24 protein-coding genes and 1 pseudogene are annotated in these 26,936 nt (G+C 70.6%); 9 read left to right on the top strand and 16 right to left on the bottom strand.

Annotated elements, in window-relative coordinates:
• Positions 1-22: 22 nt before the first annotated feature.
• The 5 genes and pseudogenes from ACIBBA_RS13140 (at position 23) to ACIBBA_RS13120 (ending at position 4,785) form a co-directional block, all read left to right on the top strand.
• Entirely contained in the window at positions 23-892 is an 870-nt protein-coding gene (locus ACIBBA_RS13140) for an alpha/beta fold hydrolase (RefSeq protein WP_396696792.1), read from the top strand.
• 174 nt (positions 893-1,066) lie between these two features.
• A complete protein-coding gene (locus ACIBBA_RS13135) occupies positions 1,067-2,353 on the top strand; it encodes an IS701 family transposase (protein ID WP_396696790.1) in 1,287 nt (428 codons plus the stop codon).
• 511 nt (positions 2,354-2,864) lie between these two features.
• Complete coding sequence (locus ACIBBA_RS13130; RefSeq protein ID WP_396696788.1) at positions 2,865-3,821, top strand: sulfotransferase family protein; 957 nt, start codon at positions 2,865-2,867, stop codon at positions 3,819-3,821.
• Positions 3,814-4,017 (top strand): annotated as a pseudogene (locus tag ACIBBA_RS13125) (RCC1-like domain-containing protein); the annotation flags it as partial. The gene ACIBBA_RS13130 and the pseudogene ACIBBA_RS13125, both read left to right, overlap by 8 nt.
• A gap of 39 nt (positions 4,018-4,056) precedes the next feature.
• Positions 4,057-4,785, top strand: coding sequence for an RCC1 domain-containing protein (locus ACIBBA_RS13120; protein WP_396697046.1), 729 nt, complete (start codon positions 4,057-4,059; stop codon positions 4,783-4,785).
• Between the two features lie 244 nt (positions 4,786-5,029).
• Here the strand turns inward: ACIBBA_RS13120 and ACIBBA_RS13115 are convergent, their stop codons facing one another.
• The 16 genes from ACIBBA_RS13115 to ACIBBA_RS13040 all read right to left on the bottom strand — a co-directional run bounded on the left by ACIBBA_RS13115 (position 5,030) and on the right by ACIBBA_RS13040 (position 22,156).
• On the bottom strand, positions 5,030-5,464 hold the full coding sequence (locus tag ACIBBA_RS13115) for a methyltransferase domain-containing protein (protein WP_396696786.1): 435 nt from the start codon (positions 5,462-5,464) through the stop codon (positions 5,030-5,032).
• Between the two features lie 582 nt (positions 5,465-6,046).
• Positions 6,047-7,084, bottom strand: a complete 1,038-nt coding sequence (locus ACIBBA_RS13110) for a C40 family peptidase (RefSeq protein WP_396696784.1) — start codon at positions 7,082-7,084, stop codon at positions 6,047-6,049.
• Positions 7,085-7,586: 502 nt separating this feature from the next.
• On the bottom strand, positions 7,587-7,931 hold the full coding sequence (locus ACIBBA_RS13105) for a hypothetical protein (protein WP_396696782.1): 345 nt from the start codon (positions 7,929-7,931) through the stop codon (positions 7,587-7,589).
• Between the two features lie 96 nt (positions 7,932-8,027).
• Positions 8,028-8,465, bottom strand: a complete 438-nt coding sequence (locus ACIBBA_RS13100; protein WP_396696780.1) for a hypothetical protein — start codon at positions 8,463-8,465, stop codon at positions 8,028-8,030.
• Complete coding sequence (locus ACIBBA_RS13095; RefSeq protein ID WP_396696778.1) at positions 8,462-8,857, bottom strand: hypothetical protein; 396 nt, start codon at positions 8,855-8,857, stop codon at positions 8,462-8,464. Before ACIBBA_RS13095 ends, ACIBBA_RS13100 begins: the two co-directional genes overlap by 4 nt.
• 119 nt (positions 8,858-8,976) lie before the next feature.
• Positions 8,977-9,966, bottom strand: a complete 990-nt coding sequence (locus ACIBBA_RS13090; protein WP_396696776.1) for a DUF932 domain-containing protein — start codon at positions 9,964-9,966, stop codon at positions 8,977-8,979.
• 363 nt (positions 9,967-10,329) lie between these two features.
• Positions 10,330-11,616, bottom strand: coding sequence for a helix-turn-helix domain-containing protein (locus ACIBBA_RS13085; protein WP_396696774.1), 1,287 nt, complete (start codon positions 11,614-11,616; stop codon positions 10,330-10,332).
• A gap of 202 nt (positions 11,617-11,818) precedes the next feature.
• On the bottom strand, positions 11,819-12,508 hold the full coding sequence (locus ACIBBA_RS13080; protein WP_396696772.1) for a hypothetical protein: 690 nt from the start codon (positions 12,506-12,508) through the stop codon (positions 11,819-11,821).
• A gap of 304 nt (positions 12,509-12,812) precedes the next feature.
• Positions 12,813-13,700 (bottom strand): replication-relaxation family protein, encoded by an 888-nt coding sequence (locus tag ACIBBA_RS13075; protein WP_396696770.1) that lies wholly within the window; start codon positions 13,698-13,700, stop codon positions 12,813-12,815.
• A 170-nt stretch (positions 13,701-13,870) separates the two neighbouring features.
• Entirely contained in the window at positions 13,871-16,327 is a 2,457-nt protein-coding gene (locus ACIBBA_RS13070; protein ID WP_396696768.1) for a type IV secretory system conjugative DNA transfer family protein, read from the bottom strand.
• Positions 16,327-18,030, bottom strand: coding sequence for a VirB4 family type IV secretion system protein (locus ACIBBA_RS13065; protein ID WP_396697044.1), 1,704 nt, complete (start codon positions 18,028-18,030; stop codon positions 16,327-16,329). The genes ACIBBA_RS13070 and ACIBBA_RS13065 overlap by 1 nt, the downstream gene beginning before the upstream one ends.
• A 44-nt stretch (positions 18,031-18,074) precedes the next feature.
• Positions 18,075-18,965: a PrgI family protein gene (locus ACIBBA_RS13060; RefSeq protein WP_396696766.1), complete on the bottom strand. Its 891-nt coding sequence runs from the start codon at positions 18,963-18,965 to the stop codon at positions 18,075-18,077.
• Positions 18,962-19,879 carry a hypothetical protein gene (locus ACIBBA_RS13055; protein ID WP_396696764.1) on the bottom strand — a complete coding sequence of 306 codons (918 nt, stop codon included), beginning with the start codon at positions 19,877-19,879 and terminating at the stop codon, positions 18,962-18,964. The genes ACIBBA_RS13060 and ACIBBA_RS13055 overlap by 4 nt, the downstream gene beginning before the upstream one ends.
• A gap of 10 nt (positions 19,880-19,889) precedes the next feature.
• On the bottom strand, positions 19,890-20,186 hold the full coding sequence (locus ACIBBA_RS13050) for a pilin (protein ID WP_396696762.1): 297 nt from the start codon (positions 20,184-20,186) through the stop codon (positions 19,890-19,892).
• 653 nt (positions 20,187-20,839) lie between these two features.
• Positions 20,840-21,172: a hypothetical protein gene (locus ACIBBA_RS13045; RefSeq protein WP_396696760.1), complete on the bottom strand. Its 333-nt coding sequence runs from the start codon at positions 21,170-21,172 to the stop codon at positions 20,840-20,842.
• A gap of 174 nt (positions 21,173-21,346) precedes the next feature.
• Positions 21,347-22,156, bottom strand: coding sequence for a hypothetical protein (locus tag ACIBBA_RS13040; protein WP_396696758.1), 810 nt, complete (start codon positions 22,154-22,156; stop codon positions 21,347-21,349).
• Between the two features lie 259 nt (positions 22,157-22,415).
• On the opposite strand from ACIBBA_RS13040, the gene ACIBBA_RS13035 reads away from it, so the two are divergent.
• The 4 genes from ACIBBA_RS13035 to ACIBBA_RS13020 all read left to right on the top strand — a co-directional run bounded on the left by ACIBBA_RS13035 (position 22,416) and on the right by ACIBBA_RS13020 (position 26,916).
• The gene (locus ACIBBA_RS13035; RefSeq protein WP_396696756.1) at positions 22,416-22,991 is read left to right on the top strand and encodes a hypothetical protein; all 576 of its coding nucleotides are present in this window, start codon (positions 22,416-22,418) and stop codon (positions 22,989-22,991) included.
• Positions 22,984-23,826, top strand: a complete 843-nt coding sequence (locus ACIBBA_RS13030) for a TRM11 family SAM-dependent methyltransferase (protein WP_396696754.1) — start codon at positions 22,984-22,986, stop codon at positions 23,824-23,826. Before ACIBBA_RS13035 ends, ACIBBA_RS13030 begins: the two co-directional genes overlap by 8 nt.
• A gap of 806 nt (positions 23,827-24,632) precedes the next feature.
• The gene (locus ACIBBA_RS13025) at positions 24,633-25,808 is read left to right on the top strand and encodes a hypothetical protein (protein ID WP_396696752.1); all 1,176 of its coding nucleotides are present in this window, start codon (positions 24,633-24,635) and stop codon (positions 25,806-25,808) included.
• A 109-nt stretch (positions 25,809-25,917) separates the two neighbouring features.
• Positions 25,918-26,916: a DUF4192 domain-containing protein gene (locus ACIBBA_RS13020; RefSeq protein ID WP_396696750.1), complete on the top strand. Its 999-nt coding sequence runs from the start codon at positions 25,918-25,920 to the stop codon at positions 26,914-26,916.
• Positions 26,917-26,936 lie beyond the last annotated feature (20 nt).

Here is a 26,936-nt window from a genome sequence, read left to right as displayed (position 1 = left end):
TCGGCGATCGTATGGTGGCAACATGGGCGAGCAACGTCTTCCGGATGGGTTCAGTGAGCTGACGGCCGACGTCAACGGCATAACCATCAACTACGTGCGCGGCGGCAACGGCCCGACGGTGGTGCTCCTGCACGGGTACCCGCAGACGTGGTACTCGTGGCGCAAGGTGATGCCAGCCCTCGCCCAGCATTACACCGTCATCGCCCCCGACATGCGTGGTGCTGGGAGCAGCGGGGCCCCGGCTGACGGGTACGACAAGAAGACTCTGGCCGGCGACCTCCACGGCCTGCTCACCCAGCTCGGGCTCGACCGGTCCATCCGGTTGGTCGGGCACGACATCGGCGCGATGGTCGCCTACTCGTACGCCGCGCAGCACCCGGAGAGCGTGCAGCGGCTGGTGTTCTGCGAGGCGGTCATCCCCGACGAGAACATCTTCTCGATGCCGGTGCTTACCCCGCAGGGCCCGGGCCACTGGAACTTCGGTCTGTTCAATGTGGACAGTGGCTTTCCCGAGGGGCTGGTGAAGGGCCGGGAGTTGGCGTGGGTGCGTGGATACATGATCCCGCAGGCGGTGAACGCGGAGGCGATCGACGAGCAGAGCCTCCAGGAGTATGCCCACTACCTCGAAGACGAGGCGCACCTGAAGGCAAGCTTCGCCTACTTCCGCATGCTGACCCACGACATGGCCGACAACGCCGAATACATGAAGACCCGGCTCCCGATGCCGGTTCTGGCCATCGGTGCCGGTGGCAGCCTCGGCGACTCGATCGGCGCCCAGCTGACGCGGTATGCCCAGGACGTGCACATCAGCGTCATCGACGACGCCGGGCACTACCTGTTCGAGGAGCAACCGGACGAACTGGCACGGCAGGTGCTTCCCTTCCTGGCCTAGACAGTATTCCAGCCCGGGTTCGTTATGTAGATGAGCAGCGATGAGCTGGGTGGTTCGGGCTGGTCGGCGCGCCTGCGGGCATGGAAACGGCCGCCGGTTGATCGTCGATGACTTGTGGAGACAATAGAAGATCGTGCGGCGGCCGTTGGGCACAGCGTAGACGCCGAGAGATGGTTGGCGGAGTTCGATACCGGGTTCGCGCGGATCGCGGGCCGGTTCGCGCGGGTGGAGCCGCGCAGGCAGGCCCGGTCGTTCCTGCTCGGGTTGTTGTCTGATGTGGACAACCGGTCGTGTTGGCAGTTGGCTGAGCAGGCCGGGGACGCGTCGCCGCATGCGATGCAGCGACTGCTGGGCGAGGCGGTCTGGGACGCCGACGCGGTGCGTGACGACGTGCGGGGCTACGTCATCGAGGCGCTCGGTGACCCGGGCGGGGTACTCATCCTGGACGACACCGGCGACCTGAAGAAGGGCCTGCACACCGTCGGTGTGCAGCGGCAGTACACCGGGACCGCCGGGCGGGTAGAGACCGCGCAGGTCGCGGTCCGCCTCACCTACGCCGCGCCGGGCGGATACACGTTGATCGACCGGGAGGTCTACCTGGCCAAGGCGTGGACCGACGACCCGAAGCGGTGCGCCGCCGGTGGCGTTCCAGCCGACGTCGAGTTCGCGACCAAGCTCGTCCTGGCCCGGCGGATGCTCACCCGCGCTCTCGACGCGAACGTGCCCGTGGCGTGGGCCACGGCGGACGAGGCCGGCGGTGACCGGCAGCTACGCCGCGACCTGCAACGCCGCGGAGTGGGTTACGTCCTGGCCGTGGCGAAAAGTCACCGCGTCACCGCCCGCCCGGTTGACGGCCCGGTCCGCGCCGACCGCCTCGCCGCCGTCCTGCCCGCCCGAGCGTGGAACCGGCTGTCCGCCGGAGCCGGGTCGAAAGGCGCCCGCGACTACGACTGGGCCTGGATCGGCATCACCGCACCCGCCGACGAGAGCACCGGCCATCACTGGCTGCTGGTCCGCCGGCGGATCAGCGACGGTGAGCTGGCGTTCTACCGCTGCTGGTCACCCCAACCCGTCCCACTACGAGTGCTGGTGCGGGTGGCCGGGACCCGCTGGTCGATCGAGACCTGCTTCCAGACCGGCAAGACCATCGGCCTGGACGAACCCCAGGTCCGCCGCTGGCACGCCTGGTATCGGCACGTCACCCTCTTCATGCTCGCCCAGGCGATCTTGACCGTGATCGCCGCCCAAGAACGTGGCGACCGTCCCGCAGCCAATCACACGGTGATCCCGTTGACCCTGCCCGAAATCCGACGCCTCCTCGCGAAGCTGATCACCAACACCGTCCACCCGATCAACCACTGGCTGACCTGGTCACACTGGCGACGCCAACACCAAGCACGCGCCCGGACCAGCCACTACCGCCGCCGCACCCAGCAAAGCCATCAACCAACATCTACATAACGAGCCCGGGCTGCCGTACTAGGGCGCGGCCACGCACGCAGGTAGCCAGCTGAGTGTGCACCGGCATCTCCAGGATCATCGCCGGCATCCGCAATCGGGGGCGTAGGTGTCGCCGCTGCAAGATCAGCCAGGGCGGCGCTGCTTGCGGTGGCTGCGAGTGCGGTCGGCGAGTGGTTCAGGGCCCGGCTGAACAACGGGATCGGGCGGGGTAGGACAGCATGGCGAGGCTCCAGGCCGGGGTCTCGGTTCCTGTTGACCGCTGTCCTACCTAAAGCATCGCAACCATCACCCATCAGGCAGACACACACGCAACGACCTGCAAGATCAGGTTGGAAAAGGCTCAGTGTGTGAGGGATGCGGCGCGTTGGGAAGCTTCGATAATTCGTTGCTCGCTTGTGGAGGCGGCCGTCCGGCACGCACTCAGCGCAGCGGGTGCGGGTCCGGCCCGTAGCAGCGGGTGAAGGGGATAATGGCTTGCACAGGCGCCGGACTGAGAGTTTGACTGCTCGCCATGCCTTCCCCCTCACCGATCTTCGTTGCGGGTACGGGTCGTTCGGGAACGTCACGGATCGCCGACATCATCGGCGAACATCCGCTGATCCATCGGATTCCCATGGAGACCCGGTTCCTCATCGATCCGGGTGGCCTGCGGGACCTGGCCGACGCGCTCACCGATCGATACGACCCCACCGTCGGTGAGGACGCCCTGCACCGGCTCAGCGACTTCCTCACCGTACGAGTGCCCGGCCGGCGCGACGATCGCGGCAAGACCGTTCCCGAGCTGGTCGGCGAACGGCGCTACCGGGACGCGGTGCAACAGCTCTGGCCGCAGTTGATCGCGTACACTTACGACGAACCTGCGCCCGCGGAAGGCTTCGGGAACGGCGACCGGCCTGCCGGGCCGTTCGAGCCACTGAGCCGCCGGCGGGTACTTCCCCGGTATTTCAGCGACCGGCGCGAACTGCTCGGAATCTTGCGGGGCCTGATCGACACCATGTTCGGCGGAGCAGCCGCCGACGCGGGCAAGCCGACCTGGTGCGAAAAGACACCGTTCAACCTGCTGTGCATGGAGTTCCTCTGGGAACTAGTCCCCGAAGCGACCATCGTGCACATCAAGCGCAATCCGGTCTCAGTGCTCGCATCCCACCTGGCCCAGCCATGGGCACCGTCCACGGTCGACGGCGTCCTCGCCTACCTCAAGCCGGTCTACCACCGATGGCTCACCTGGAAGAACACGGTCGACCTGACGGGCAGGCGATACATCGAGGTGAAAGCAGAAGATCTCGCAGCCGACTGGCCCGGGCAGCGCCGAGCCCTGTTCGAACGGCTCGACATCGACGACTTCGTCACCCCTTCAACATTTCAGTCGCACAAGCTGACGAACCGCAACGACCAATTCGACGACGAAACCCGCGAGTTCATCGAAGAAGCACTCGGCAAGGTCATCCCGGCCATGGGATATGAGTGACGGGCTCTTGAGTTGCCTGAGGTCGAGTACACCGGGGATGCGGAAGCCATCAGCGCCTACGCTGCATGGAGCGGGCCGGATCCTCCAGGGTCGTGTGATCGGTAATGCTGTGCACGTGAGTAGTCCGGTCATCGCCGCTGGACGGCGACACTCGTTGGGGCTGTGTGCCGACGGCACAGTGGTTGCGGCCGGCACGGGGACATCTGGTGAGTGTCGAGTCGAAGGCTGGGTCCAGGTGGTCGCCGTGGCGGCGGGCAACGTGCATACGGCGTCGAACACTGGACGCTCCCACAGCGTCGGCCTGCGCGCGGACGGCACTGTGATGGCGACGGGCTGGAACGGTGACGGGCAGTGTGACGTCGCGTCATGGCGCGAGGTGATCCTTGTCGCCGCGGGCTGGCGCCGCACGTTGGGGCTAGTTGGTGACGGCACCGTGCTGGCTGCGGGACGCCTCCGCGAGGGAGCATGCAACGTGAGCCAATGGCGTGAGGTTGTCGCGTTGGCTTGTGGCGACTGGCATTCGGTGGGCCTCAGAGCCGATGGGACCGCCGTTGCCGTGGGCAACGGTCGCCGTGGGCAGTGCGCGGTCGACACGTGGCGTGACGTTGCCGCCGTCGCCGCCGGCTACCTTCACACGGTCGGTCTCACCGACGACGGACGCGTCTTTGCGGTCGGGGATCAATCGGCGGGCGCCTGTGACGTTAGTGCTTGGCGGGACGTTGTGGCAGTGGCGGCTGGGAGCTACCACACCGTCGGAGTCACCGCGGCTGGCCGAGTCGTGGCCGTGGGTAGCAACGATTCCGGTCAGTGCGATGTCGCCGACTGGCGCGAGATCGTCACGGTGGCGGCCGGATCCACTCACACTCTCGGACTACGCGCGGACGGAACAGTTGTCGCCGCCGGAAACAACGAGCACGGTCAGTGCGACATCATCGGCTGGGACGCGATCCGATCGCCAAACTAGATGCTGCACGGAGGCTTGCTCTGCTGCCGGTCGCTGGCCAACATCCTCATCTGCCGCGGTCCGCGCGCTACGCGACGTAACTAAGTGCTGACTCGGCCGGCATGCGCACATGTCGATGACAGTGTGTCATCGGGGTTGCCGTGGACGCACACCCATCCAAGGCGCCGATGTAGCGCCGGTCGGCTGGGGCAGCGAGGCACGAGCGGTGCGTCGCTACATCGACCGCCGCGCCGCTTCGTTCGGCTCAAGGCCGCGCGATGGGTAGCTCACGAAGCGGATCGCCGCCATCGATGAACAGCCGGGCGTCTGCCTTGGTCGCCCTAGCGATACGCTGCAGCACCCGCTGACCAGCCTCGGGGTGGCGGCCGTCGAGGGCGCCAACGCGGACGGCGAACACGATCTCGTACGGCTCTTCCTGGGTCTGCAGGACGAAGTCTTCGGCCGCAACGCGGCGGACACTCATGCGGCCGGACCTGATCTCGTCCACTGCGGCGGCCTCTGCCTGGGCGATAGCAGTGGCAGACCGGTCGATGGCCAAGATGTGGCCGGTGGTGAGTCGGGCCGCCACCGCTCGTGCGGCCGCCCCGGGCCCGCATCCGATTTCGAGGACGCGGGAGTGCGGCTGAAGAGGAAGCGCGTTCACGATCGCGGCGAGGCGATGCGACAGAGATCCCGACACGGCCAAAGGATAAGCGGGGCTTGGCCAACCAGAGCAACACCCGCCGCGACCGTAACGGCCGGGCCGCGATCCGGACCGCCACCGACACACCCGTGCGGCGCCGGGCGCGTCGACCAGCCCCCGCCGCGACGACCAGGCCAGCGCGGGAGCGACGTAAAACCGCACCCGTCCCGAAGCAGGTCCGACCTGCAGGTGCCAATACTTCACGCCTGCTGCCCTTGCGACGGCAGGTTCCCGCGCCGACACACCCCCCACTGGGGTCTGCCGGCAAGCGTCCGGCGGGACGGACACCCCAGGCAACCAACCCGTCAGGGCCGGTCCGCCAGGTGCCGCACACGGCTCCACCACCACCGCGCGACGACCCCACCGGGTCCGCGGAGCAACAATCGGTCGGGGCTTTCACCGCCACGTGCACGCCACCCCCATCATGGGACCGCCGCACAGGCGAGATGACCGGACCGGCGAGGATCACATAGGAAACCAGAGACGCTGGCCATTCCCGCTGCCGCCATCCCGATAGCGAAGGCCTCGGCGGCGATGCACGCTCCAGCCGCGGTCCGCTTGCTGAGATCCTCATTGTGGTCAAGCACCCGGCGAGCTCGAGTTCGCGATACGGCGAATCGCCGCGATCTTGTGAAGCCAGTCGCCCAGTCGGGTGATCTTGACGACGTCGCCGGTCTCCGGGGCTTGGATGATGAGCCCTTGGCCGAGGTACATGCCGACGTGGCGTGGGTTGGACGTGGTGCCTCGACTGCCTGGGATGAGGATGAGGTCGCCTGGCAGTAGAAGCGCCGGGTCGGTGACCGCCGTCCCGGCCTTCACCTGGTCGGTGGTGACACGGGGGAGGGAGATTCCGCCGGCCCGGTACGCCTGCTGCATGAGTGAGGAGCAGTCGCACTGCTTGTTGGGGTCGCCGGAGTGCGGGTCGGTGCACGATCCGCCGAAGTGGTACGGGGTGCCTAGCTGTCCGACCGCCCAGAGGATCGCGGTCGTGACCTGCGGCGGGGTGTTGGCGGGCAGGGTGAATCCGTCCGGCAATGCGGCAAGCGCGTCGGTGCTGCAGTCGGTCAGGGTGCTGGTCAGTTGCTCCACGAGCTGGACCGCGTCGTCGGCCCACTTGGCGTACGCGTCGGGGAAGGCCGAGACCTGAACTGCCTGCGCGGCCTCGGTGAGGGGCATGGTTTGCCAGCCGGTGACGGTCAGCAGCTTGTCGAAGAACTTTCCCGCCTGGTAGGCGGGCTCGGACAGCTGTCTGGCGCTGCCCCAACCCTGGCTCGGACGCTGTTGAAACACGCCGATCGAGTCGTGGTCGTTGCCGTCGCCGAGGTGCGGCAGGTTACGCAGCCCGGACTCCTGCAAGGCGGTGGCGAGGGCTACGACCCATCCCCAGCGGGGCACGCCTTTGGAGACGCCGACATCGATGATGCTCGCGGCGATCTCGACCTGTTCGGTGTCCCAGGTGCCGATGCCGGGTGGCTGCCCGGAGGGCCGCAAGGCGGGCATGGCGGCGACGCCGCACCCGCCGGGACCCCCGCCCATGACTGAGGACAGCAGCAGCATCGGCAGGCCGAAGCAGCCGATGATGACGACGGTGACGATGCCGATGATGGCTTTGGTCATGGCAATTCCTCTCGGTGAAAACAAGAAAGGGCCGGGTCCTCGCGCAGGTGCGCGGCCGGCAGGGGGTGCGATATCAGGAAGCTCGGCTACCTGCGGTGAACCAGTGGGACCAGGTCCGCGCGGATCAGGCGGGGGAGTTCGGCGATCAGGTCGGCCGTGTCGAACGGCGGGTGGCCGAAATTGAGCATGGACTGCGTCGCGCCAGTCTCAGCGGCCGGGTTCGAGACCGGGGGCGAACCACAGCGCGCCGCCGATCCGTGGGGTGAGCAGGGCCATCGGCTGGCTGGCGCAGGTGGCCAGGTAGTGGCAGCCCGGGGTCGTTGTAGATGGAGCGCGGCCGGCCGTGGTGGACTGGGCAGCTGCAGTCGCAGGGGCGCTCGTAGGCGTTGGGGTCGGTGACGTAAGAGCTGTCTCCCTGTGCGGTCGTGAAGCGCAAGAAGGCCGTGGGCCGTCCTCGCGGACCGCCCAACAGGCCCATGGTCGTGGCGCGGGGTTGGAGCGACTACGCCTGGCGGCGCTGCTCGTGAGGGTGTTGCAGGATGGTGATGGTCTGGAGTAGTTGGCGCTCGATGGTGCGGCTGGCCGCGTAGAGGTCCTGGTGTTCGTGGATGTGGTCGGCGTTGGGCCAGTCCCATTGGCCGCCGGGGAGGCGGTTGACGAACCAGAGGTCTGCGCCGTGGTCGAGGAACAGGGCGCAGTTCCAGTGCTCGGTGATGAGGGTGGTTGGCTGGGTGGCGCAGGTGATCGCACAGGCGCAGCGGTCGTCGTTGTAGGTCGTGCGTTGGTAGCCGTGGTGCTGCGGGCAGCGGCAGTCACAGAGCCGCTGCCACGGCGCCGTGTAGGCCATGTCGGTCTCCTTGGAGGGTGAGGCGTGTGCGCCTCGGGGCCGCCGGCGGGGGCGGCTTACCGAGGCGCACGCGGGTGGGAAGGGTGATGGCCGCGATCAGGACGGCGGGGTGAGGCGGGCACGGTCGGGTCCGAGGCGCATGTCGCGCTGGATCTGGCGGGTTTCCTCGACGGTGAGCAGGTAGGCGGGCAGGCGTGGCACGCCTTCACGCCAGGCGCGGTAGAGCCGGTGGCATCCGTCGATGAGCAGCGGCGAGGGTGACCGGCCGGTGATGAGTAGCTGCGCGACGATCACGGGTGTGCCGAGTTTGGTGGTCATCGCGTAGGCGCGGTCCAGGCCGTTGCGGGTCACACCGATGAGGCTGATCGTGCGGGCGTGAGGGTTATCGATGTCGGTGAGGTCGTACGCCTGCGCCCACGCTGCGACGTCCAGCGGCCGGGCGTCGCGGGGTGCGGGGGCGATCAGCGCCTGTGCGGCGTTGATCGAGAAGACCCAGGGGCCGAAGTGGAACCACTGCGGGTTGGTCTCGGTCATCGGCGGCCGCCGGTGACGTGGGTGTAGATCGCGACGCACCGCAGGATCAGCTCGTGCGACGGCAGGGTTAGCAGCCGCTGCCGGTGCTTGGCTGTGAGGCGGTCCCAGATGGCGAGGGTGACGCTGGCCGACCAGAGGTCCACCAGCACGCCGTCGATCTTGGCGTGCTGCCGTTCGGCGACGATGCGCCGCAGCGATTCGATGAGCGTCGCGTCGCCGGGTGGGTGGGTGTAGTCGTCGCGTCGGGCAGCGTCGGGCAGCAGGGTCAGGCAGTCCTCGCAGGTGCGCTCGGTGTGCGGCGGGTCCTGGGTTTCCCACCGGGTGACGGTGTCGGCGGGCAGGCCGCAGACGGCTTGCCGCGGGTCGCGTGGGTGGCGGAGGTGACCGGTCAACGGGGGCTCCTGCGTTGCGGGCGGTATCCGGGTGCGTTGGGTCATGGGTGGTTGCTCCGTGCGGGCGGCCGGGGCAGCGGAGCGCGCGGTCCGCTGCCCCGGGCAGAAGTGGTGGACGGTTAGACCGTCAGCAGGTTGAAGGCGGCCACCTTCAGGTCGCCTGCCTTGCCGGTGACGACGCGGTTGGCGCGGGTGGTGGCGTCCTTGGCCTGCTGGTAGTGGTCGAGGTACTCGGTGATGGCCTGGTATCCGGCCCAGCAGGTGCCCGCGATGGCGCGTTGGGTGTCGGCCTCGGTGATGAGGTACTTGAGGGTCCCGAGGCGTTCCTTGGCGTTGTTGCGAGTCTTCTCCGAGGCGTTGTCCTTGACCGGCCACACCTGCGCGACCACGTTCTCGAACTCGCGCATGGTCATCTCGGTCTGCAGCATCCGATCGGCGGCCTTTTCGAACGTGTCCATGTACGTCCACATCAGGCCCAGCGCCTCGCGTGCCTGAGCGATCTGGGAGGTGACGTTGCTGGTGTGCCGGAACGTGTAGTGGCCCACGGCGTGGGCGAAGGCCGCGCGCTGCGTGTTCGCACACACCACCCGGATGGGGCTGGCGTCCACGCGCAGCGCGGCGGTGCCGTCGTGCGAGGTCGTCCCGATCAGGTAGAGGTCCATCCGGTCGACCCCGGCGATCTCCATGGAATCGGGGAGTTTCAGGGTGACGAACACGCTCTTGCCGTTTCGGAGGCTGCCGGCGGTCTCGAAGTGGGCACCGCCGACCTGGTCCACGAGCCGGTCGAGCATGTCGGCGCACTGCTCGTTCTGCACCACGGTGTAGTCGGTCCCGACGACGCCCAGATATTCGGTCGCCCCGGTTACCGGGTTGCGGCGTACGGTCATGCGCTTGTCGTCGGCGGGGATGGGGACTTCGATGCCGTCCACGACATCGATGCCCTGGACGCGGATCGTGCGCACGCCCCAGTTGCCGAGCAGTGCGGCGCCCATGATCTCCTGGGCGCTCATCGTGTTCTGGGTGACGGTGCCCAGCTGGTGCCAGGCCGATAGGCGGGCGCTGGCGAAGGCGGTCTGGCCGTTGGCGAAGGTTTCCAGTTCGTGTGCCACAGGGTTTCCTCTCAACGTGCCGCGGGGGCCGAGCCGTCCGGCTCGGCCCCCGCGGAAGGGATGGGGATGGGTTGCTGCTGCCCGGTGTCGCCGTCGGCCCGCGCCGGGTGCGCGAACGTCATGGGCGCCGGGTCGACCTGGACGAGGCGGCTGTCGGCAGCTTCGTTCGGGCAGACGGTGGCGGCGACGCCACCGTGGTGTCGCCGAGCGGCGTTGATGTCCTCGGCGTATCGGGAAGGCCTACCCCGGGGGTGTTGGGCCGGCTTCTCCGGGACGCGCGCTCGCCGAGGGGCAGCCGGTCGGGCGTGAGTGGCGAGGCTCCGCGGGACCGGTGCCGGGCGTCGCCCGACCACGCAACCGCCGTCAGGACCGTTCGACAGCGGCCTCGTCGGACTGGTCCGTAGCGCCGTCGTCGGCCTGTGCGGGGAACTCGAAGGCCCACGGAGACTCGGAGACCATGACGATGCGGCCGGCGGCCCCGAGCTTGCCGCAGTTGTTGCGCACCGCCCCGGAGCTGACCGCCCGGCCTGCGAGCTGGGTGCTGATCGCGGCGGCGATCTCCTGCGGCGTCATCGTCCGACCCGGGTTGGCCTTGAGCGTCTCGAACGTCAGCCGCTCCAGCTCGCCTCTGGCGAACGGCTGGCTGCCGTCGGTGTTGGCCGTGACGTCGGTGCGGGGCGTCCCGGCCGTCGGCTGGCCGGGCGCGCGGGTGGGCGGCCGGGTGGGCAAGTCCACGCTGTGGACCGTGCCGTCTGCGGCGACGATGTGCAGCGTCGCGTCCGGGCGGACGAGGGGCTGCACCTGGGCGAGCGCGTCCGGCGCGGACAGGCCCCTGATCACCTGGAAGCACAGCGGGCAGCGGGGCGGCCGCGGGTTCGGGTCGACGTCGCTGGCCTTGGTGGGGCCGGCGATCCACCGCCGCGGCACGCCGGGTAGGTGGCGCGCCGCGTTGGCCTGCTCCATCGCGGTCAGCAGCCGGAAGGCGGTCGTCTCCCCGATGCCGCTCTCGGCCACGATCTCGGCGATGGTCGCACCGTTGCCGCCGTGCTCGCTGAGCACCGCCTTGATCGTCATGACCTTGCGGTCGCCGGGACGGCTGGGCTGAACCACGGTGACGCGGTCGCCGAAGTCCTGGTCCGAGTCACGCTCGTCCGAATCCGCGTCGTCGGAGCCCTCGCCGGTGTCGTGGTTCTCGGCGTCATGCGGGTCGTCCTCGTCGACGTCAGCCAGGTGCTGGCCGACGTCGGCGCCGCTCGGCCCGTCCCCGGCTTGCGTGTCGTCGTCGGCGTGGCCGTCCTCAGCCTGGTGGGTGACAGGCGCGTCGGTCTCGACGATGGCGGTGTCGTCATCGTCGACGGCCGGCTCGTCGGCGCCGGGCTCGGCGTCGGTGCTGACGTCGCGCTCCTGGATGTCGGCCGCGACGCTTTCCGAGGGAGCCCACCGGGTAGGGGCGCCATCGGTGGCGCTCGCGTCGGCGTCGATCGCGACGATCAGGCCGGCGTCGGCCAGGGTCTTGATCGCCCGGTCGGTGGTGGAGCGGGCCTTGCCCGACCGTTCGCTGAGCTCGTGGGCGGTGCCCTGGCCGAGCGCGACCAGTGCGTCGAGGACGGCCCGGGTGCTGGGCGTCATGGTGGACGGGTCGTATTGCATGGGGTTCCCTCCCTGGGAACTGGTGGGTTGGTGCCCCGGCACGGCGTCGTGTCGGGGCTTGTTCGCCGGGTCGTGGACAGCCGTCATGGCGGCGGGCGCGTCGAGCGGCCCGCCGCCGTGGTGTCGGGTGTTCGGCCCGGTGGTCGTAGAGGCGGCGGGGAGGCCGCCGCCTGCGGCCGCGTCGTGGTGTCTTCGGGGTGGGTTAGGCGATGGCGACCGCGCACAGGCGGGCGCTGCGCTTGAGGCTGCGGATGTAGGCGCACGCCTCGTTGAGGAAGCGGAATCGGTCGGCGACGGAGTCGCTGGCTGGGGTGAGTAGGCGGCCGTCGGTGGTGATCAGCGCGTCGCCGATCAGGGCGGCGCGCCAGTGCAGGCCGGCGTAGGTGGCTTCGCCGGCCTGGTAGACGGACAGCTCGTACGGGTCGAAGTGGTGGGCGAGCATCGCCAGAACGCGGGGTTGCTGCTCGAAGCGACGGCGGGCCTCGGCCACGGTGATGGTGGCCGGGGCGGCGTGGTGCTGGGCGAGGTGGTCCTCCCAGGTGCGGGCCGGGAGGGTTCTCGCCGCGATGTGGGTGTTCCAGGCGCGCCAGCGCAGGGCGGCGTCGTGGGCGGCCTTGGCGGCGGTGCCGGTGAGGTCGAGGCGGCTCTTGCGGCCTCCGGCGGCGATGGTGATCGCGCCGAAGCGGCGGGCGGCGTCGAGGAGGTAGTAGCCGATGAATCGGGTGAGCCAGCCGATGAGGCGTCGGTGGCGGACGTGGTAGCGGCGCGCCGGGGTGCCGTTGGCGTCCAGCAGGTCGTTGACCTTTTCGCTGGCGGCGAACCAGTCGGCGTCGTCGCCGGGGGCGAAGCAGACGGTGACGACCAGGTCGGCGAAGCTGGTGGGTGTGGGCATGGCAGGGTGCTCCCTTCGCGAAGGCGTGGGCTTGGGTGGGTGTGCGGTGATGTCACCGGGTCGCGGCGCCTGGGCCGGGAGTGCTGCCGTGCTCGGCGGGCGGGAATCACGGGCCGACCGAGGCGGTGGGCTGTCGGTGATCCCGCTGGCGCGGGCAGGTCCAGGACGGAGGCGGGCGGCGGTGCGAGAAGAAAGAAGAAGCTGCACCGTAGCCGCGTGACCTGACAGCACCGCTCCTGTCAGGGAACACGATCAAGCCCGTGACCTGCGAGCAGTGGTGCGGCCGCGTGCCTGTCAGGGTCTGTCAGGCGACGAAGACGCCGTCGTCGTCGTAGTTGGGGTTGTCGGCCACCGGCTGACCGTGGTCGGCGGGCAGGTCGGCGATGCCGACGCGGGCAGTGGCGCCGACCGGCAGCCACACCGCGTCGGCCGGGTCCGTGTCGTGGGTGGCGGTGGCGACGGTGACCTCGTCGTTGTGGCCGCGAAGCATCCGGTGCAGGTGTTCCTCGCGTGGGGCGCTGCCGAGCCAGAACAGCACCGGGTACCGGACGCCGACGCGGCGGGCCAGGTTGGCGTAGCGGTCGAGTTTGGCGACCAGCCTGCCCAGCGGTTCGGTGCCGGTGTCGGCCTCCAACCAGAACCCGACGGTGGCCTCGCCGAGGCTCCACAGGCCGTGGCCGTCGGCGGTGATGGTGCGGAACTGTTTCGTGGTCGTGGTCTCCGACCACCACCGGTCCAGGCGTGCCTGTCGGTGCCGTCGGGTGTGCGCCCGCAGCCGGACGAAAAACTCGTTGACCGTGACCAGGTGGCTCAGGCGCGGGTTGGCGGAGAGCCGTTGCACAGTGTGGCGGCTCGCCCGGGCGGTGGGTTCGGGACGGTCGTGGGCGGCGGCCTGGAATCGGTGCCCGTGGTGGCCGAGCGTCCAGTGCCAGGGCTGGCTGCCGCCGCCGGTGCGGGCGAACCGGAACCGGTCCAGCAGGCCCAGCCCGTGCAGCTCACCGAGGCGGATCTGGCAGGTGCGTCGGGCGGTGAAGAGCAGGCGGTGGATCTGGTCGGTGGTCAGGACGTGATGCTCGTCGAGGAGGTGGAGGAGGTGGCGGTCGCGGTCGGTGATGTGGGGGTAGATGGCCAGCAGGCCATCGGCGCGCGGTGGGGGCATGGGTGCCTTTCGGGCCTCGTTCGGGGCCGGCATGGGGGGCTCGTTTGGGGGTGTCGGCGACACGAGCCCCCAGACGAGCCCGCGGAGCCCGGCCTGTCAGGTTCCTGACCTGCGAAGATCTCGCCCGACGGCGACCAGAGGGCAAGATCGACTCATCCCGACTCCCTACCGGGACTGTCTCCTGCGGGGGTGAGCGGCGGTGTTCAGCGCTCGTGTCCGGCCGTCCGCCGTCTCATGGCGGTGCGGGCGAGCTGCTGCAGGGGTGGCTCGCCGTCGGTGCGGCGGTGCGCTGCGGCGCAGTGCTGGCGGATCGCGGTCGCCTCGCCGACGATGCCGGCCGGTGGGTTGGTGGTGAAGGTGAACGACGGTAGTTCCCGGTTGCCGACCAGCAGCCGGGCGGCGGCGGTGTACACGTCGAGGTGGGCCAGGTCGTGTTCGTCGAGTTCCGGTTTCGTGTGGCGGGACAGGTCGCGGGCGTCGGCGGGGTCGACGGTGAAGAACAGCTTCGACCGGGCGTTGGCGGACACCGCCGCGGCGATGTCCTTCGGTAGTTGCGCCAGGTCCTGGTGGGCGAGCACCAGGCCCAGCCGGAACCCGCGCGCCTCGGCCAGCATGTCGCCGACGCTGCCCGGCAGGGTCAGGAAGTTCTGACACTCATCCACGTACAGGCTGGCGTCTTTGCGCTGGTCTTCGGGGATGCTGGCACGGGCGATGGCGGCCTGCCAGACGCGGGCCACGATCAGCGAGCCCAGGATGCGGGTTGTCTCTTCGCCGAGGATGCCCTTGGGCAGTCGGCACAGCAGGACCCCGCCGTCGAGGATCGTGCCCATGTCGAAGGAGCTGTGCGCGTTGCCGATCACGCTCTTGACGAAGTCGCGCAGCAGGAACGCCCGCAGCCTCGCGAGCACCGGTGCGATGACCTGGCCGCGGAACTGTTCGTTGATGCCGTCGTACCAGACCCAGAACCCGCCCAGGCCGTCCGGGTCGTCCAGGCCGTGGGTGAACCGGGCCCGGAACTGCTTGTCCTGCAGCAGCGACGGCACGAGGCTCAGGGTCGGTTTGGCGTGGCGCATCAGCGTCAGGCAGGCCACCCGCATCGTGTCGTCCATGCGGGGTCCCCACTGACCCTGGAAGATCTTCGCGAAGATCCCCACCAGGTTGTCGACGGCCAGGTGCGGGTCGCCCCGGTCGTCGAGGGGGTTGAAGCAGCCGGGGTTGTCCTGGTCGGGGTCGATGATGACGATCTTCTTGGCGTATGAGGCCGGGAGCCGGTCGAGGATGTCGGTGATCAGGTCTCCGCGCGGGTCGATGACGACAGTGCCGCGGCCGGCGGTGATGTCGGCGAGGATCATGTTCAGCAGCAGGGTGGACTTACCGACGCCGGTCTTGCCGACGACGTGGACGTGCTGGCGGGCGTCGGTCACCCGCAGCCCGACGCTGTGGCGGCCGATCTGCGAGCGGCCCAGCACTTTCACGCCCCGCCCGCCGGCGGGCACCTGCACCGGCGCCGGCACGGCCTTGGCCCGAGCCCGGTCCAGCCCCGGCACGGCGTGGTCCTGTGGCAGCGCGGCGAGGGCCGCGAGTTCCGCCACGGTGGCCAGGAACCCTCGTCGGAAGCGGCGCCCGGCGAGGGTGGCGACGGGTCGGGGCATCCTCATGCGCCGCAGTCGGTTCGGGCCGGTGTACGTCGCGGCGGCCGAGGCGATGCTGTGGCTGAGCCGGAGGAGGCGTGCGCGGGTCTGCTTGGCCCGTTCGGCGTTCGGCGGTGTCTTGTCCGGGTCGGCGGCGACGGCGAAGCGGACCGCGATCTCGAAGTGCGGCACCCGCACCGCCTTGTCCACGACCGTGCGGGCGTCGGCGCTGGCCACCGGGTCCCGCTCGGTCACCCGCGCCGCCTTCACCCGCGCCTGTGATCGGGGTGGGCCGGGCGTGAACACCTCGAGCAGCCACAGCAGCGGCTCGATCGCCAGCCGCGCCGCCCCCGACACCGCTCGCGCGGCCACGTCGGGCCGCCCGTGGGGATAAGTGCTGGTGGCCGCCGCCTGACGGGCGGCCCGCACGCGGCGCGCGGGTGCCGGTCGGGCGAGGATCTGAACGCACACGTGTTCCCGGTGGCGGACCTGCGCGCCTGCGGCGAGCAACGCCCGCAGCGGGTCGCTGTCGTGGTCGCTGCGCAGCGGCAGCCCGTCGGTGTGCTGCGGCCAGTGCGCCCCACCCACCTCGTCAGCGACCTGGGCCGGGATCGGGGCGGCGGCGTCTGCGGTGGTGAGGGTGGCGGCGGGCCAGGCCGCGCGGATGGCGGCCTCCACCGCGCCGGGCGCCACCGTGGCGGGCACCCACACCCGGATCGTCAGCGAGCGGCCGGTCCACGTGTACTCCCACCCGACGTGCGGGTGACCGAACACCCGGCGCCGCCACCCCGACGGGGTCAGCACACCGGTGAGGGTTGTCCAGAACGCGGCGGCGGCCTCGGCGGTGACCTCGGGTGGGGCGGCGATCGTCAGCCACCGCGCCCCGTCGGTGAGCCGCCGGTGCCGCCAGGCGAGCACCTGGTCGTGGCCGAATACCGTGCCGACGATCGCGGCGGCGGCGAGCAAGCCGAGCCACGGCCGGGCGATGATCCATTGCCCGAGGTCTGCGGGCCAGGTCGGGGTGGGCATTATTCGACCTCCCCGATCCCGGTCACCGCGATCGTGTGTTCGGCGCCCGACCCGACGCTTCTGAACGGGATCCGCGACCGGCCCGCGACGAGCAGGCCCTCGCCTCGCGGCGCCGACAGCAGCAGCCGTGACTCCCCGGCGGTCAGGCTGAACGCCTCGGACACCGGGTCGATCGACTGGGTGCTCTGGCGCATCAGTACCTGGGTGGCGGCGTTGGACACGACGGCGAGGCCGAGGTCGCTCGAGAGCACGTCGGCCGCGTCCTGGGTGATCACGCACAGCCCGGCCGAGCGTTTGCGGGCGGCCTTGGCCATCCGGAACAGGAACCGGCTGCCTTCGTGGTCGCGCATCAGCAGCCAGGCCTCATCCACCACGACGAGCTGCCGGCACCGGCGTGCGTTCGCGGCGGGGGTGTCGATGCTCGACCAGATCGAGTCGAGCGCCAGGAGCGTGCCCACGGTGCGCAGCTCGTCGGGCAGGTGCCGCAGCGACCAGACCACCAGGTGCGCGCGTTGCGTGGTGGTGCTCGGCCCGTCGAACAGGCTGGCGAAGTTGCCGACTGTCCAGGGGGCCAGCCGGGCGGCGAGCTGCCCGGCGGCCGGGTCGTTGTCGCAGCCCAACACGCCGGCCAGGTCTCGCAGCAGCGGCGCGGGCTTGGCCCAGGTGCCCGGGTCGGCGTTGATCCCGGCGCCGGCGTAGGTGGCGGTGATGGCCCGGTCCAGCGCGGCGCGTTCGGCCGGCGGCGGGGCCGCCCCGAGCATGACCGAGATCAGCGTGTGCAGGTACAGCCCGCGCCGGGTCAGAGTGTCGGGCCGGTTGTCGGCGGGCAGGTCGAACGGGTTGACCCGCACGTCCGGCTGGCCGAGCTGCACGACGGTGCCGCCGACATGCTCGGCGAGGGGCGCGTACTCGTCCTCGGGGTCGATGACCGACACCGCCGTGCCCTGGTACAGGTTGCGCAGCACCTCCAGCTTGACGAAGTACGACTTCCCGGCGCCGGAGCGGGCAAGGACGACGGAGTTGTGGTTGTCCTGCGCCCATCGGTTCCAGATCAGCACTCCGTTGGAGGTGGTGTTGACCCCGTACAGCACCCCCTGCGGCGCGGCGACGGCGCCGGGGGCCGGTGCGGCGAGGTCAGCCGAGGCGAGGGGGAACGCCGCCGCGAGGGCGGTGGTGTCGAGGATGCGGCGCATCCGCAGCGGGTCCACGCCGACGGGCAGTGTGGCCACCCACCCCTGCTGGTGGCGGAACGTGGCCGGTTGCAGGTCGAGGAGCACGCTGGCGGCGGCCGACTTCACACCCGCGGCGACGGTTCGTAGTTCGTCGAGGTCGCGGGCGTGGATGGTGACGTAGATGCCGACCTCGAACAGCTTCGCCGCACCGCGGGCGACGCGTTCGGCGAGCTCAGCCGCGTCGGTCGCTGCCGCGTCGACCATCGGGTCGCCCAGGCGGCCCTGCTCGGCGTCGAGGCGGCGGGAGGATTCGAGGCGGGCGCGTTGGCGCTTGAGCATCGGTGCGGCCAGTTGCGGCGACACCGGGTCCAGGTGCACCGCGACGTCGACTCGTCCGGGGTAGGACAGCAGCGGGTCCAGCCAGGCGGGGCCGACCTCGGCCGGGTAGCCGCACACCGCGTAGGTCGCGGCGTAGCCGTCGCCGACCTGCACGTGCCACGGCGTGACCGACACCGCGGCCGGGGAGGGCATGCCGTCCCCGGCCGCCACGCTCTTCCTGGTGATCTTCAACAGCTTCACGATGTGCTCCGTAGGGTGATCGGGGTGCCGGGCACCGCACGGGGTCCAGGCACCGGTGGGGAGAACGGATCGACCGCGTTCGCGAGGGCCGAGGCGACGGCCGGCCCGTCCAGAGCGGCGGCTTCGACACCGAGCCCGGACAGGGCGCGCACGGCGCCGTCGGCGGTGTGCTCGCCGGTGACGACGGCGAGAACCTGGCGGCGCAACGGATCGCGCTCGTTGTCGAGCTCGAGGAGGAATTGCGCGTAGTCGCCGGCGGCGGCCCGCAACGCGGGGTGCGGCAGGCGCGGCGCGTGGTCGACGGTCGCCTGCGCGTGGCCGGTCAGGTCGTGTCGCTGCGCGGTGACGACGATCTGCGCCGGCCCGGTCAGGCCGTTGAGGAACCGGCCGAACCCGTCCAACAACGCGCCCTGCTCACTGCCGGTACGCAGGTGGATGTTGGTGGTGCCGCAGGCGATCAGCACCTTGTCGCTGCCCTCGGTGGTGAGCACTCCGCTCGGGCTGAGCGCCGTGACGGGGGAGCGCAGCGGCGCCGGAAGGCTCGGCGCGCCGGCCACGACGGCAACGCAGCTGGCACGAACCGCACCCGGCGTGAGCGTGCGCGGGCTGCGGCTGAGGGTGAACCCGTGGCGCAGCCACACATCCAACGGCAGGCCGTCACGGCGGCCGAGCGCCACCACGACCGCGACGGCGAACACGACGACCCCGGCGGCGACCCAGGCCACCGGCGGCAGCAGATCCCCGAACGCGCGGTGGATGCCGAACGCGGCCAGGCCGACGCCGCCGATGATGCCCAGCTGACGGAAGGTCAACCCGAACGCGATGCGGTCGGGCTCGTTGACGTTGGCCGGCACGACCGCACGCGGGACCGTGTCTTCGTGGGTCATTGCCCACCTCGCAGCGCGGCACGACCGAGGCGGCCCAGCGGAAGTTGACGGGTGATGCCCTGGATGAACACCGCGCGCAGCAGCACCCCGCCGCCGCCGCGGGATGCCGCCCGGTTCACCTGCCGGCGCATCATCGCCGGAATCGTGACCGTTACCCAGAGCACGACGATGACGAGCATGAGGTTCACCGTGTCCGAACCGGGCAGGCCGAGCAGGATCGGCAGGTTCGACCGCGGATCGGTCAGCAGATTGATGCCCGCCGAGAACGCGACGGCCTGCAACAGCGGCGTGGCCAGACAACCCAGCAGGGTGCGCCACCACAGCTCGGCGGCGCCCTGCGTCCACGGCGTCGCGTAGCAGGCCAGCGCCACCGGCGCGACGCCGGCCAGGACCACCAGCATCCCGATGCGCGCGAGCCAACTACCGACGAGCATGAACATCAACACGACGATGAGCAGACCGATGATCACCGTCAGCAAAGCGGCGCTCTCGTCGGTCATCGCCGACGCCACACGAGCCCGGACGAAAGTCACCGCCTCGACCGTCGGCGCCGACGTGCCGACCATCGACACCGTCACCGCGTTGGCAATGTCGATGAGCACGCCGGTCATCGGGATCGCGAACACCGACAGACCGAACCCGACGACGAGCCGAGGAATCAGCTCCTTCATGCCGTAGCGCATCTGCACCGAGTCGCCGACCATGCTGGCGATGCCCACGGCGATGATCGCGAGGACGAAGCAGGCGTTGACCACCAGCGCGCTCCTGCCGGCGATCGACTGCACCTGCGGCAGGACGGTGACATCCGGCGACACGAAGATCGACGACGCGAGGAATGCCAGCAGGCCGCCGAGAAGGTCGGTGACCTTCTCGGCGAGCCAACTGACCAGGTCGTTCATCATCCAGTCCACCATGGTCTGCGCCTCAGCCGCCGATGATGCCCTGCAGCACCTGCAGGATCACCGGGGACAGCACCGCGAGGGCGTAGCCGACCAGGGCGGACTTGACGTTGCCCTTGGCCTGCTCGACCTGCGCCGGATCGCCCCCGGCAGCCATGTACCGCAGGCCGCCGATGACCAGGAACATCGTCGCGACCAACGCGAGCAGGCCCATGATCCAGCCGGTGATGCTGGAGATGACCTCGTTGATGCTCTTCGGCGCCGCCAGCGGATGCGGCGCGGCGGCGGCGAGGTCGGACAGAACGGAGAGAGTCGTGTGCATTGCGGCGCTCCACAGGGAATGCGGGGGCCGCCGCGGTGGGGACCAGGCGAAGCACCGGTGTAGCCCGGTGGGGGCGCTCCTCCCTTGCGAGAGCGGAGGGGTTGCGATGTCAGTACGCCGCGCCAGCCGTGCCGGACTCGTTGGCCTCGCCGGGCGGAAGGTCCCCACCGGGCGGGCATGCCGTGGATGACATGCACCACCCAGATCTCGGCTGTCAGGTCGATCGAACTCGCTGTCTGCCTGTCACGGTCCGACAGAAGCTGTCAGAGACTCGCGCCGCGCTAATACGACAGCTCGGGGTTACGTAGGCGCTGGCTGATATCCGACGTGGCCTCGGCGGGCGGTAGTGGCTGGTCCGGGCGCGTGCTTGATGTCGGCGTCGCCGGGCCGACCAGCGCAGCTGAGCAAGACGGCACGCGCTGCCGACGCGGCTGCACCCGCCGGAACCGTCCAGCAATCGCCGCAAACCCGGCGTCGAACCGGCCAGCCACCCATCGGCGTCCACGGGGTGACCGACGGCCGTCAAAAGATCGTCAGTTGTCTCCACGAGCCGACGACGACCACGTGGTGGACGACCCCGCGCCCGCAGGCCCGCCGAACAGCCCAAACCTGCATGGCTTCATCGCCGACGACCTACACCGCCGGCCACCGCACTACTGGGCGGCCTTGTCACGGTGGGGTCGCGCGTGCTGGAAGGCGGCCAGCAGGGCGGCGGCGAGGCCGGCCGCCAGCAGGATCCTTGTCACGTTGAACAGCACTGTGTCGCCCGTGGAGTGAGGCGGGAAGACGTCCTTGACGAGCCAGCCGACGCCCATCCCCAGCCCCAGGCAGGCGTGCATCGCGGCCCGCAGGCGTGGGAAGGGCTGTGGGCGGCCGAAGATCCGGGGAACCGCTGCGCCGCCACGGCTCCTGGCGAGCAGCACGGCGGCGACGGCCAGGTTGGCCGCGGCGGCCACAACGGCCAGGAGCAGGTCCACAGATCCCATGGGGCCACAAGCTATCGCACGGATGCTCCCGGCCGGGATCGGCGAAAGTTGAGCTCCTCGCAGTGGATTGGCGCGGCGGGCGCGCCCATCCGGCGGATGGCGCGCGACAGCGCCCGCGTCATGTCGCGGCCGGCTGCTACCACCGACGCGGGACCACTGTCCATCGGCCAGCATCTACATAATGACCTCAGGCTGTCGTACCACGCGCTCGTCAGCGTGCCACGGCGGCTTGGCATCGATGGGACGAGCAGAGCGGATCGGACCGGAAAGATCACCTTGTCTGACGGCAACGGCCACGATGCGTTCGGCGCGGCGGCGGCGCATCCGCAAGGCCGCGGTGGGCACAAGCTGCTCGGCGGCCAAGTGCTCGATCAGCGCGTCGCCGAACCGGGTCGCGCTGATCAGCTCGGCGGCTTCGGCGGTGATCAGGCCCGCGGCGACTGCCCGGCCCAGCAACAGGTCCGGGTGACCGTACGGCATCCTCGGCGATCGTGAGCCGGTGGACAGATCCAGCGGCAGTTCCTCGCCGTCGTCGGACTTGATGACCGCCACTCCCGCGCGCCATGCCGCCCAGCACAGCCGCAGCCACAGCCGAGGCGGGGCGAGATTCGCCGTGCGCAGCGCCTGGAGGAACCCGGCGAGGACTTCGGAGTCGACGTCGTCGGCGTGCCGGGCGTGGCCGCGGCTGATCCTTGACGCCAGGCGCGTCAGCGCGGGCAGCGCCACGCCGATCGCGCCGACGACCCAGGCCGGTCCCCGCTCGCGAGCGTGGTGGGCCAGCTGCCGCCAGAGCGCGTCGGTGGTGTCGCTGTCGTAGCGCTCGAACAGCAGCAGCCTGCGCAGCTGGTCCAACGGCACGGTCGTGTCCGGAAGGCCCGGTATCGCACGCGCGTCGAACACCAAGGGCGCGGGCTCGCATGTCAGCAGCTCGAACGCCTTCTCGGCAGTGGTCAGGGCGCTCTGGGCCCGGGTGGTGCTCGCCATGATGCTGTCTCCCTCGACGGGGAGCACTTCGCCGTGTGCGAAGGCTCAGAAGCCCCGATTGGGACAGCCCGGCCTGACACCACCAGCGCTTGTCAGACCCGGACAGGCCTTGCCAGGTTCGCCGCTGTCAGATCGGCCCCGTGTACCCGCCGAGGCGATCGCTGACCGGACCTGTCAGGCCGGGGCCGGGTTCGATCGGTCTGTCAGCACCGCTCTGGGGACCGTCAGTACGCCCGCCGGTCCGGGGGCCACCGTGCCTATGACCGAATCCACCCATCACCGCGCACCGGTCCCCGTGGGGGACGTGGTGCCCGGCGACCCGCCCGTGCCGATCACCGTCTGGCCGGTTCCTGCCCCGCAGCAGGGCGAGACCATGTCCAACCAGATGGGCGTGCGGCTCGTGTACAACCTCACTCACCCTCGTGAACTGGTCATCGACCTGACAGACGGGCCGCAACTGGCCCGCGCGGTCATCGCCGCGTACCGCCGCAGTCACCTCCAATCGTCCCGGCCCGTCGGCTGGGGCCAGGAAGCGGCGGCGCTCATCGTCACCGGATGCCCGCCCGAGGGCGGCCCTGCACCGGCCGAGTTCTTCGGCCGGTGCCGAGCCGCGCTGCAACCCGGCGGCTGCGTGGCGGTGCTGCTTCCGCATGGCGACCCGGTGCTGCCGGTCGACGTCGTCATCGACGCCAAGCAGGGCGGGCTCGCCTACCTGCAGCACATCGTCGCGGCCGACCGCCCGCCCCGCCGCGGCGGGCAGACCCAGCTCGACATCCACACCGACGTGCTGATTCTGACCCGCAGCGCGACGCAGAACGGGTACGCCGATGGCTGAGTCCCTGCCGGTCACTTCGGTGTGGCTGACCTGCCAACAGCCCGCCCGCGACCAGCGGCGAGGCCGCTACGTGCCGCAGACCTCCAGCCATCCGGCCAAGATGCTGCCTCACCTGGCCGCCCACGCCATCAACTCCTACACCGTGCCAGGAGACCTGGTGTTCGACCCGATGTGCGGCGTGGGCACCACCCTGGTCGAGGGCATGCACCTCGGCCGGCACGGGCTTGGTATCGACATCGAGCCCCGGTTCACCGCGCTGGCGGGCGCCAACATCGCCCTCGCCGCGTCGCAGGGCGCGCCCGGCACGGCGAAGGTGCTCACCGGTGACGCAACCGGTCTGCTCAACCTGGTGCCGGCATCCGCGGTCGGTCGGGTGCAACTCGTGCTCACCTCACCGCCGTACGGGCGCGGAACCCACGGGCTGGTGCGGATGACCAGTACCGGGATGCGCAAACGCGCCCACCTGTACGGCGACCGGGAACGCGGCAACCTCGCCTACCGTGGGTGGTCCCGACTGCTCGACGGGTTCGCCGCGATCCTGGCCGCCAGCTACCAGCTCCTGCGCCCCGGCGGGACCGTGGTGATCACCTGCCGACCGGTACGCCGCCAACGCGACGACCTGATCGACCTGCCCGGTGCACTCCTCGCCGTCGCCCGGTCGGTGGGGCTGATCCCGGTGCAGCGGTGCGCGGCGATGCTCGCCGCCGTCCGCGACGGGCAGATCGTGCACCGAGCCAACATGTTCGGCCTGTTGGCCGTCCGTCGCGCCAGGGACGACGGCATTCCCGTGCACCTGGTGGCGCACGAGGACGTTCTGATCCTGCGGCGCTGTTAGGCGGCCCTGCCGGAGGATCCCTGAATCCAACAGTGAGCCCTCGGGTTACGCGCTGTGCGGTGGGGCGGGTGGCGGTCTGATCCGCCGCCCGCCCCGCCCTCTGTCTGCCCCGCATCGGCCGACGCCGTTCGGTGCGCCGGTTCCGCTGAGCGCGGGGCCCATCCCGGGCGCGTCATGGTGTCGGTCGCACACCAGTCGCTGGCTCCGCGTCACACGACCCCGCGCCGGTGACGCCGGGGGATGGACGGCACCGGCGCCGACGCCGGTACTCCCGCACCCGGTGCACACCTGAACCGGCAAGCCGGCGGTACTTACTGTCCTCGTGATCGCCGGCGCGGCACCGTCAGGTTGCACGGCGACAGGCGCGCCCGCCGCGCTCGGCGGGCTGTCAGGTTCTGCCAGATGGTGGGACCTGACAGCCGTCACCGCAGCACCCGCGGCGCGGCTAGCCTGAAGCCTCTTCTCTTTCTTCCGCGCTGATCTGACTCGTCCGCGACGGCATCGCGCCCACCGTCCCCGGTCGGCCGCCGCTCGCCCGCCTCAGACCCTCAGCGCTCACCATCCACCTCGTCGCCCCTCGACGGCCCTGGTGCAAGACCCCCTGTCCCATGCGGCGACCACCACCCGGTGGCCGCCGTTTCTTCGTGTCTCCTGGGAGGACGTATGCCTCACCCCACCATCGATTCGACCCGCGACAGCCACCGCGCGGATCGCCACATTCCGGGCCCGGACCCCGACAGCGGAGTCAGCGCGCTCCTCGTTGACGAAACCGATGGCCTCCCCGCCTGCGGCCAGGTGGCGCCGCGATGACCGGTGTGGGCCGCGCGGACCAACTGCGCGCCCTGCGCATCGAGACGGTCGCCGCCGTGCAGCAGCGGCTGGGGCTGGCCGTCGCGGCCCGGACCGCGCTGATCGCCGCGTTGCACGACCGGCGAATCTGCCGCGCCGGATGTGAGGACGCCCTCGCCGACTGGGGATTGGATCCGTTGCCGCGGCAGTGGGACATCTCCGCCGAAGCCCTGCTGTCGTTCACGCGCTCGCACGCCGACGACGACGAGGCCCGTGCGCAGGCACGCTTCGGTGTACCGGAGGAACTGCGCGAGCTGGTACCGCCGGTGGCGGTGTATCCGCAGCGCGTGCTCGACGTGGCGCCGGACACGACCGGCCAACCGGGGTCGCGGCGGTACCTCATCAGCGTGCAGATCACGCTGCACACCTGGGTCACAGCCACCCGGGCGAGCGACGCGTTCGAAGCCGCCCGCACCGCGGTGCAGGCTCACCTGCCGGCGCTGGCAGCCGCCGGGGTCACCCTGAGCGGACTGACCTGGCGCGGCATCGACACCCCCGACGACGCCGCGGCGGACGGCATCGACATCGCCGCGCTGCCGGTAGCCGATACGACCTCACCCGCCGACGACCTCGCCGCGGCGACAGCGGCGCGGGACACGGCGCTCACCGCTCTGAGCGGCCTGCGGCGCGCCATCCGCACCCGGGCGATCCGCGCCCTCGTCGACGACGAAATCGGCGGCGGCTACCAGCACACGGCGCAGCTGGTCGACCGGTTCCTGGTCGGGCTCGGGCTCGATCCGCTGCCCCGAGCCCACCACGTCACGGTCAGCGTCGAGGTGACGCTGCCCGGCGGCGACGGCACCGCCGAGGACGCCTACGACAGGGCCCGGCGCCTGATGCGGGCGGTCACCACCAGTTGGCCGGACGAGACACGGCCGTGGACCGCCGACGGTTGGACGATCCCCGAGCACGCCAGCGTCGAGACGGACGGCTGGCGGATTGCGTGGCGACACGAGTACGAGATGTGGCTACGAGGCCACGCCACCTGCACCAGCGCCGCCGTCGTGGCCGAGGCTCTCGCCCGCGTGGACCTGGCCCGCGCACTGCGCGGCACCGGCCACCAGATCGTCACCGTCACCGCTCACGTGGGGAGCGTCGGCGTCGACTTGTACCTGGATCCGGACCGCGACTGAACCCTGCGCCCGCCGAGCCGATGCCCGGCGGGGCAGCTGCGGCGGGCCGTGCCCGGATCACCGGCGCCGCAGCCATTTACCCAACCCGCAACCTGCATGGGAGATCACCATGACGTTTCCCGACAACAAGTTGACCGTGCGTTCCCCCGCCGACCTGGTCGCCGTGGTGCCGTACCTCCTCGGGTTCCGACCCGCCGAGGGCAGCATCGTAGTGCTCGCCAACAGGGACCACCGGGTCGTCTTCGCCGCCCGGGGCGACCTGCCCGCCCCTGACGCCCCCGCTCACGAAGTCCTCGGCCTCGCCGCCCACATGCTCCCGATCGTGTGCCGGCAGAAGCCCATCACCGACATCGTGACGATCGGCTACGGCAACCCCGAGCACGTCGACGCCGCGTTGCACGCCGTCGGGGAAGTACTCACCGCCGGCGACCTGAGCGTGCGCGCCCTGCTGCGGGTCACCGGCAGCCGGGTGGTCAACCTCTCCTGCGACGAGCCCACCTGCTGCCCACCGCAGGGGATCGCGTTCGACGCGACCGCGTCACTACTCGCCGTGCAGGCCACCGCCGCGGGGCTCGTCGCGCTTCCCGACCGCGCCGCCGTCGCAGCCCGCTTCGCCCCCGTCACCGGTGCCGCCCGTGACGCCATCGGACATGCCGCCGACAGTGCGCTCGCCCGGTTCAAGACGCTGTCCGCCGCAGGCGGCGCCGCCGTCGACGTAGCCGGCGCGCACGCGCTGCGTGACGCGCTGCGGCAACCCGACAGGCGGCTCACCGACGACGAACTGGCCTGGCTCACCCTGCTCCTGACGCGAGCGTCGGTGCGGGACCTCGCCGTCGAGCTCACCCAGCCGCACGACCCGCACGTCACGTTCTGGGCCGAGATCACCCGCCGCGCCCACGAACCGCTCGTGCCCGCACCAGCCACCCTGCTCGCCATCGCCGCATGGCGCTGCGGCGACGGCGCCCTCGCCGCCATGGCCGCCGAACGCGCCCTGCAGGTCGACCCCGCCTACCACCTGGCCGACCTGCTGCTACAGGCACTGCGCGCCGGACTTCCACCATCGACGTTCGACCAGGACACCGGCCGCGCCAACCCCGCGACCCCCTGAGCACCAGCCCTCACAGAACC

This window comes from Micromonospora sp. NPDC051006 (genome assembly GCF_044456245.1).
Lineage (GTDB): Bacteria > Actinomycetota > Actinomycetes > Mycobacteriales > Micromonosporaceae > Micromonospora.
Note: the sequence above shows the minus strand (reverse complement) of the source record. Positions and strands in the feature narration are given on the sequence as shown.

Bases quoted from the DNA above. Each gene is read 5' to 3' on its own strand.
- ACIBBA_RS13030 (WP_396696754.1), top strand. From the start codon at position 22,984: ATGGCTGAGTCCCTGCCGGTCACTTCGGTGTGGCTGACCTGCCAACAG.
- ACIBBA_RS13110 (WP_396696784.1), bottom strand. From the start codon at position 7,084: ATGACCAAAGCCATCATCGGCATCGTCACCGTCGTCATCATCGGCTGC.
- ACIBBA_RS13080 (WP_396696772.1), bottom strand. From the start codon at position 12,508: ATGCCCACACCCACCAGCTTCGCCGACCTGGTCGTCACCGTCTGCTTC.
- ACIBBA_RS13070 (WP_396696768.1), bottom strand. From the start codon at position 16,327: ATGCCCACCCCGACCTGGCCCGCAGACCTCGGGCAATGGATCATCGCC.
- ACIBBA_RS13025 (WP_396696752.1), top strand. From the start codon at position 24,633: ATGACCGGTGTGGGCCGCGCGGACCAACTGCGCGCCCTGCGCATCGAG.
- ACIBBA_RS13065 (WP_396697044.1), bottom strand. From the start codon at position 18,030: ATGCCCTCCCCGGCCGCGGTGTCGGTCACGCCGTGGCACGTGCAGGTC.
- ACIBBA_RS13035 (WP_396696756.1), top strand. From the start codon at position 22,416: ATGACCGAATCCACCCATCACCGCGCACCGGTCCCCGTGGGGGACGTG.
- ACIBBA_RS13020 (WP_396696750.1), top strand. From the start codon at position 25,918: ATGACGTTTCCCGACAACAAGTTGACCGTGCGTTCCCCCGCCGACCTG.
- ACIBBA_RS13050 (WP_396696762.1), bottom strand. From the start codon at position 20,186: ATGCACACGACTCTCTCCGTTCTGTCCGACCTCGCCGCCGCCGCGCCG.
- ACIBBA_RS13105 (WP_396696782.1), bottom strand. From the start codon at position 7,931: ATGGCCTACACGGCGCCGTGGCAGCGGCTCTGTGACTGCCGCTGCCCG.
- ACIBBA_RS13130 (WP_396696788.1), top strand. From the start codon at position 2,865: ATGCCTTCCCCCTCACCGATCTTCGTTGCGGGTACGGGTCGTTCGGGA.
- ACIBBA_RS13075 (WP_396696770.1), bottom strand. From the start codon at position 13,700: ATGCCGGCCCCGAACGAGGCCCGAAAGGCACCCATGCCCCCACCGCGC.
- ACIBBA_RS13055 (WP_396696764.1), bottom strand. From the start codon at position 19,879: ATGGTGGACTGGATGATGAACGACCTGGTCAGTTGGCTCGCCGAGAAG.
- ACIBBA_RS13040 (WP_396696758.1), bottom strand. From the start codon at position 22,156: ATGGCGAGCACCACCCGGGCCCAGAGCGCCCTGACCACTGCCGAGAAG.
- ACIBBA_RS13100 (WP_396696780.1), bottom strand. From the start codon at position 8,465: ATGACCGAGACCAACCCGCAGTGGTTCCACTTCGGCCCCTGGGTCTTC.
- ACIBBA_RS13085 (WP_396696774.1), bottom strand. From the start codon at position 11,616: ATGCAATACGACCCGTCCACCATGACGCCCAGCACCCGGGCCGTCCTC.
- ACIBBA_RS13140 (WP_396696792.1), top strand. From the start codon at position 23: ATGGGCGAGCAACGTCTTCCGGATGGGTTCAGTGAGCTGACGGCCGAC.
- ACIBBA_RS13045 (WP_396696760.1), bottom strand. From the start codon at position 21,172: ATGGGATCTGTGGACCTGCTCCTGGCCGTTGTGGCCGCCGCGGCCAAC.
- ACIBBA_RS13060 (WP_396696766.1), bottom strand. From the start codon at position 18,965: ATGACCCACGAAGACACGGTCCCGCGTGCGGTCGTGCCGGCCAACGTC.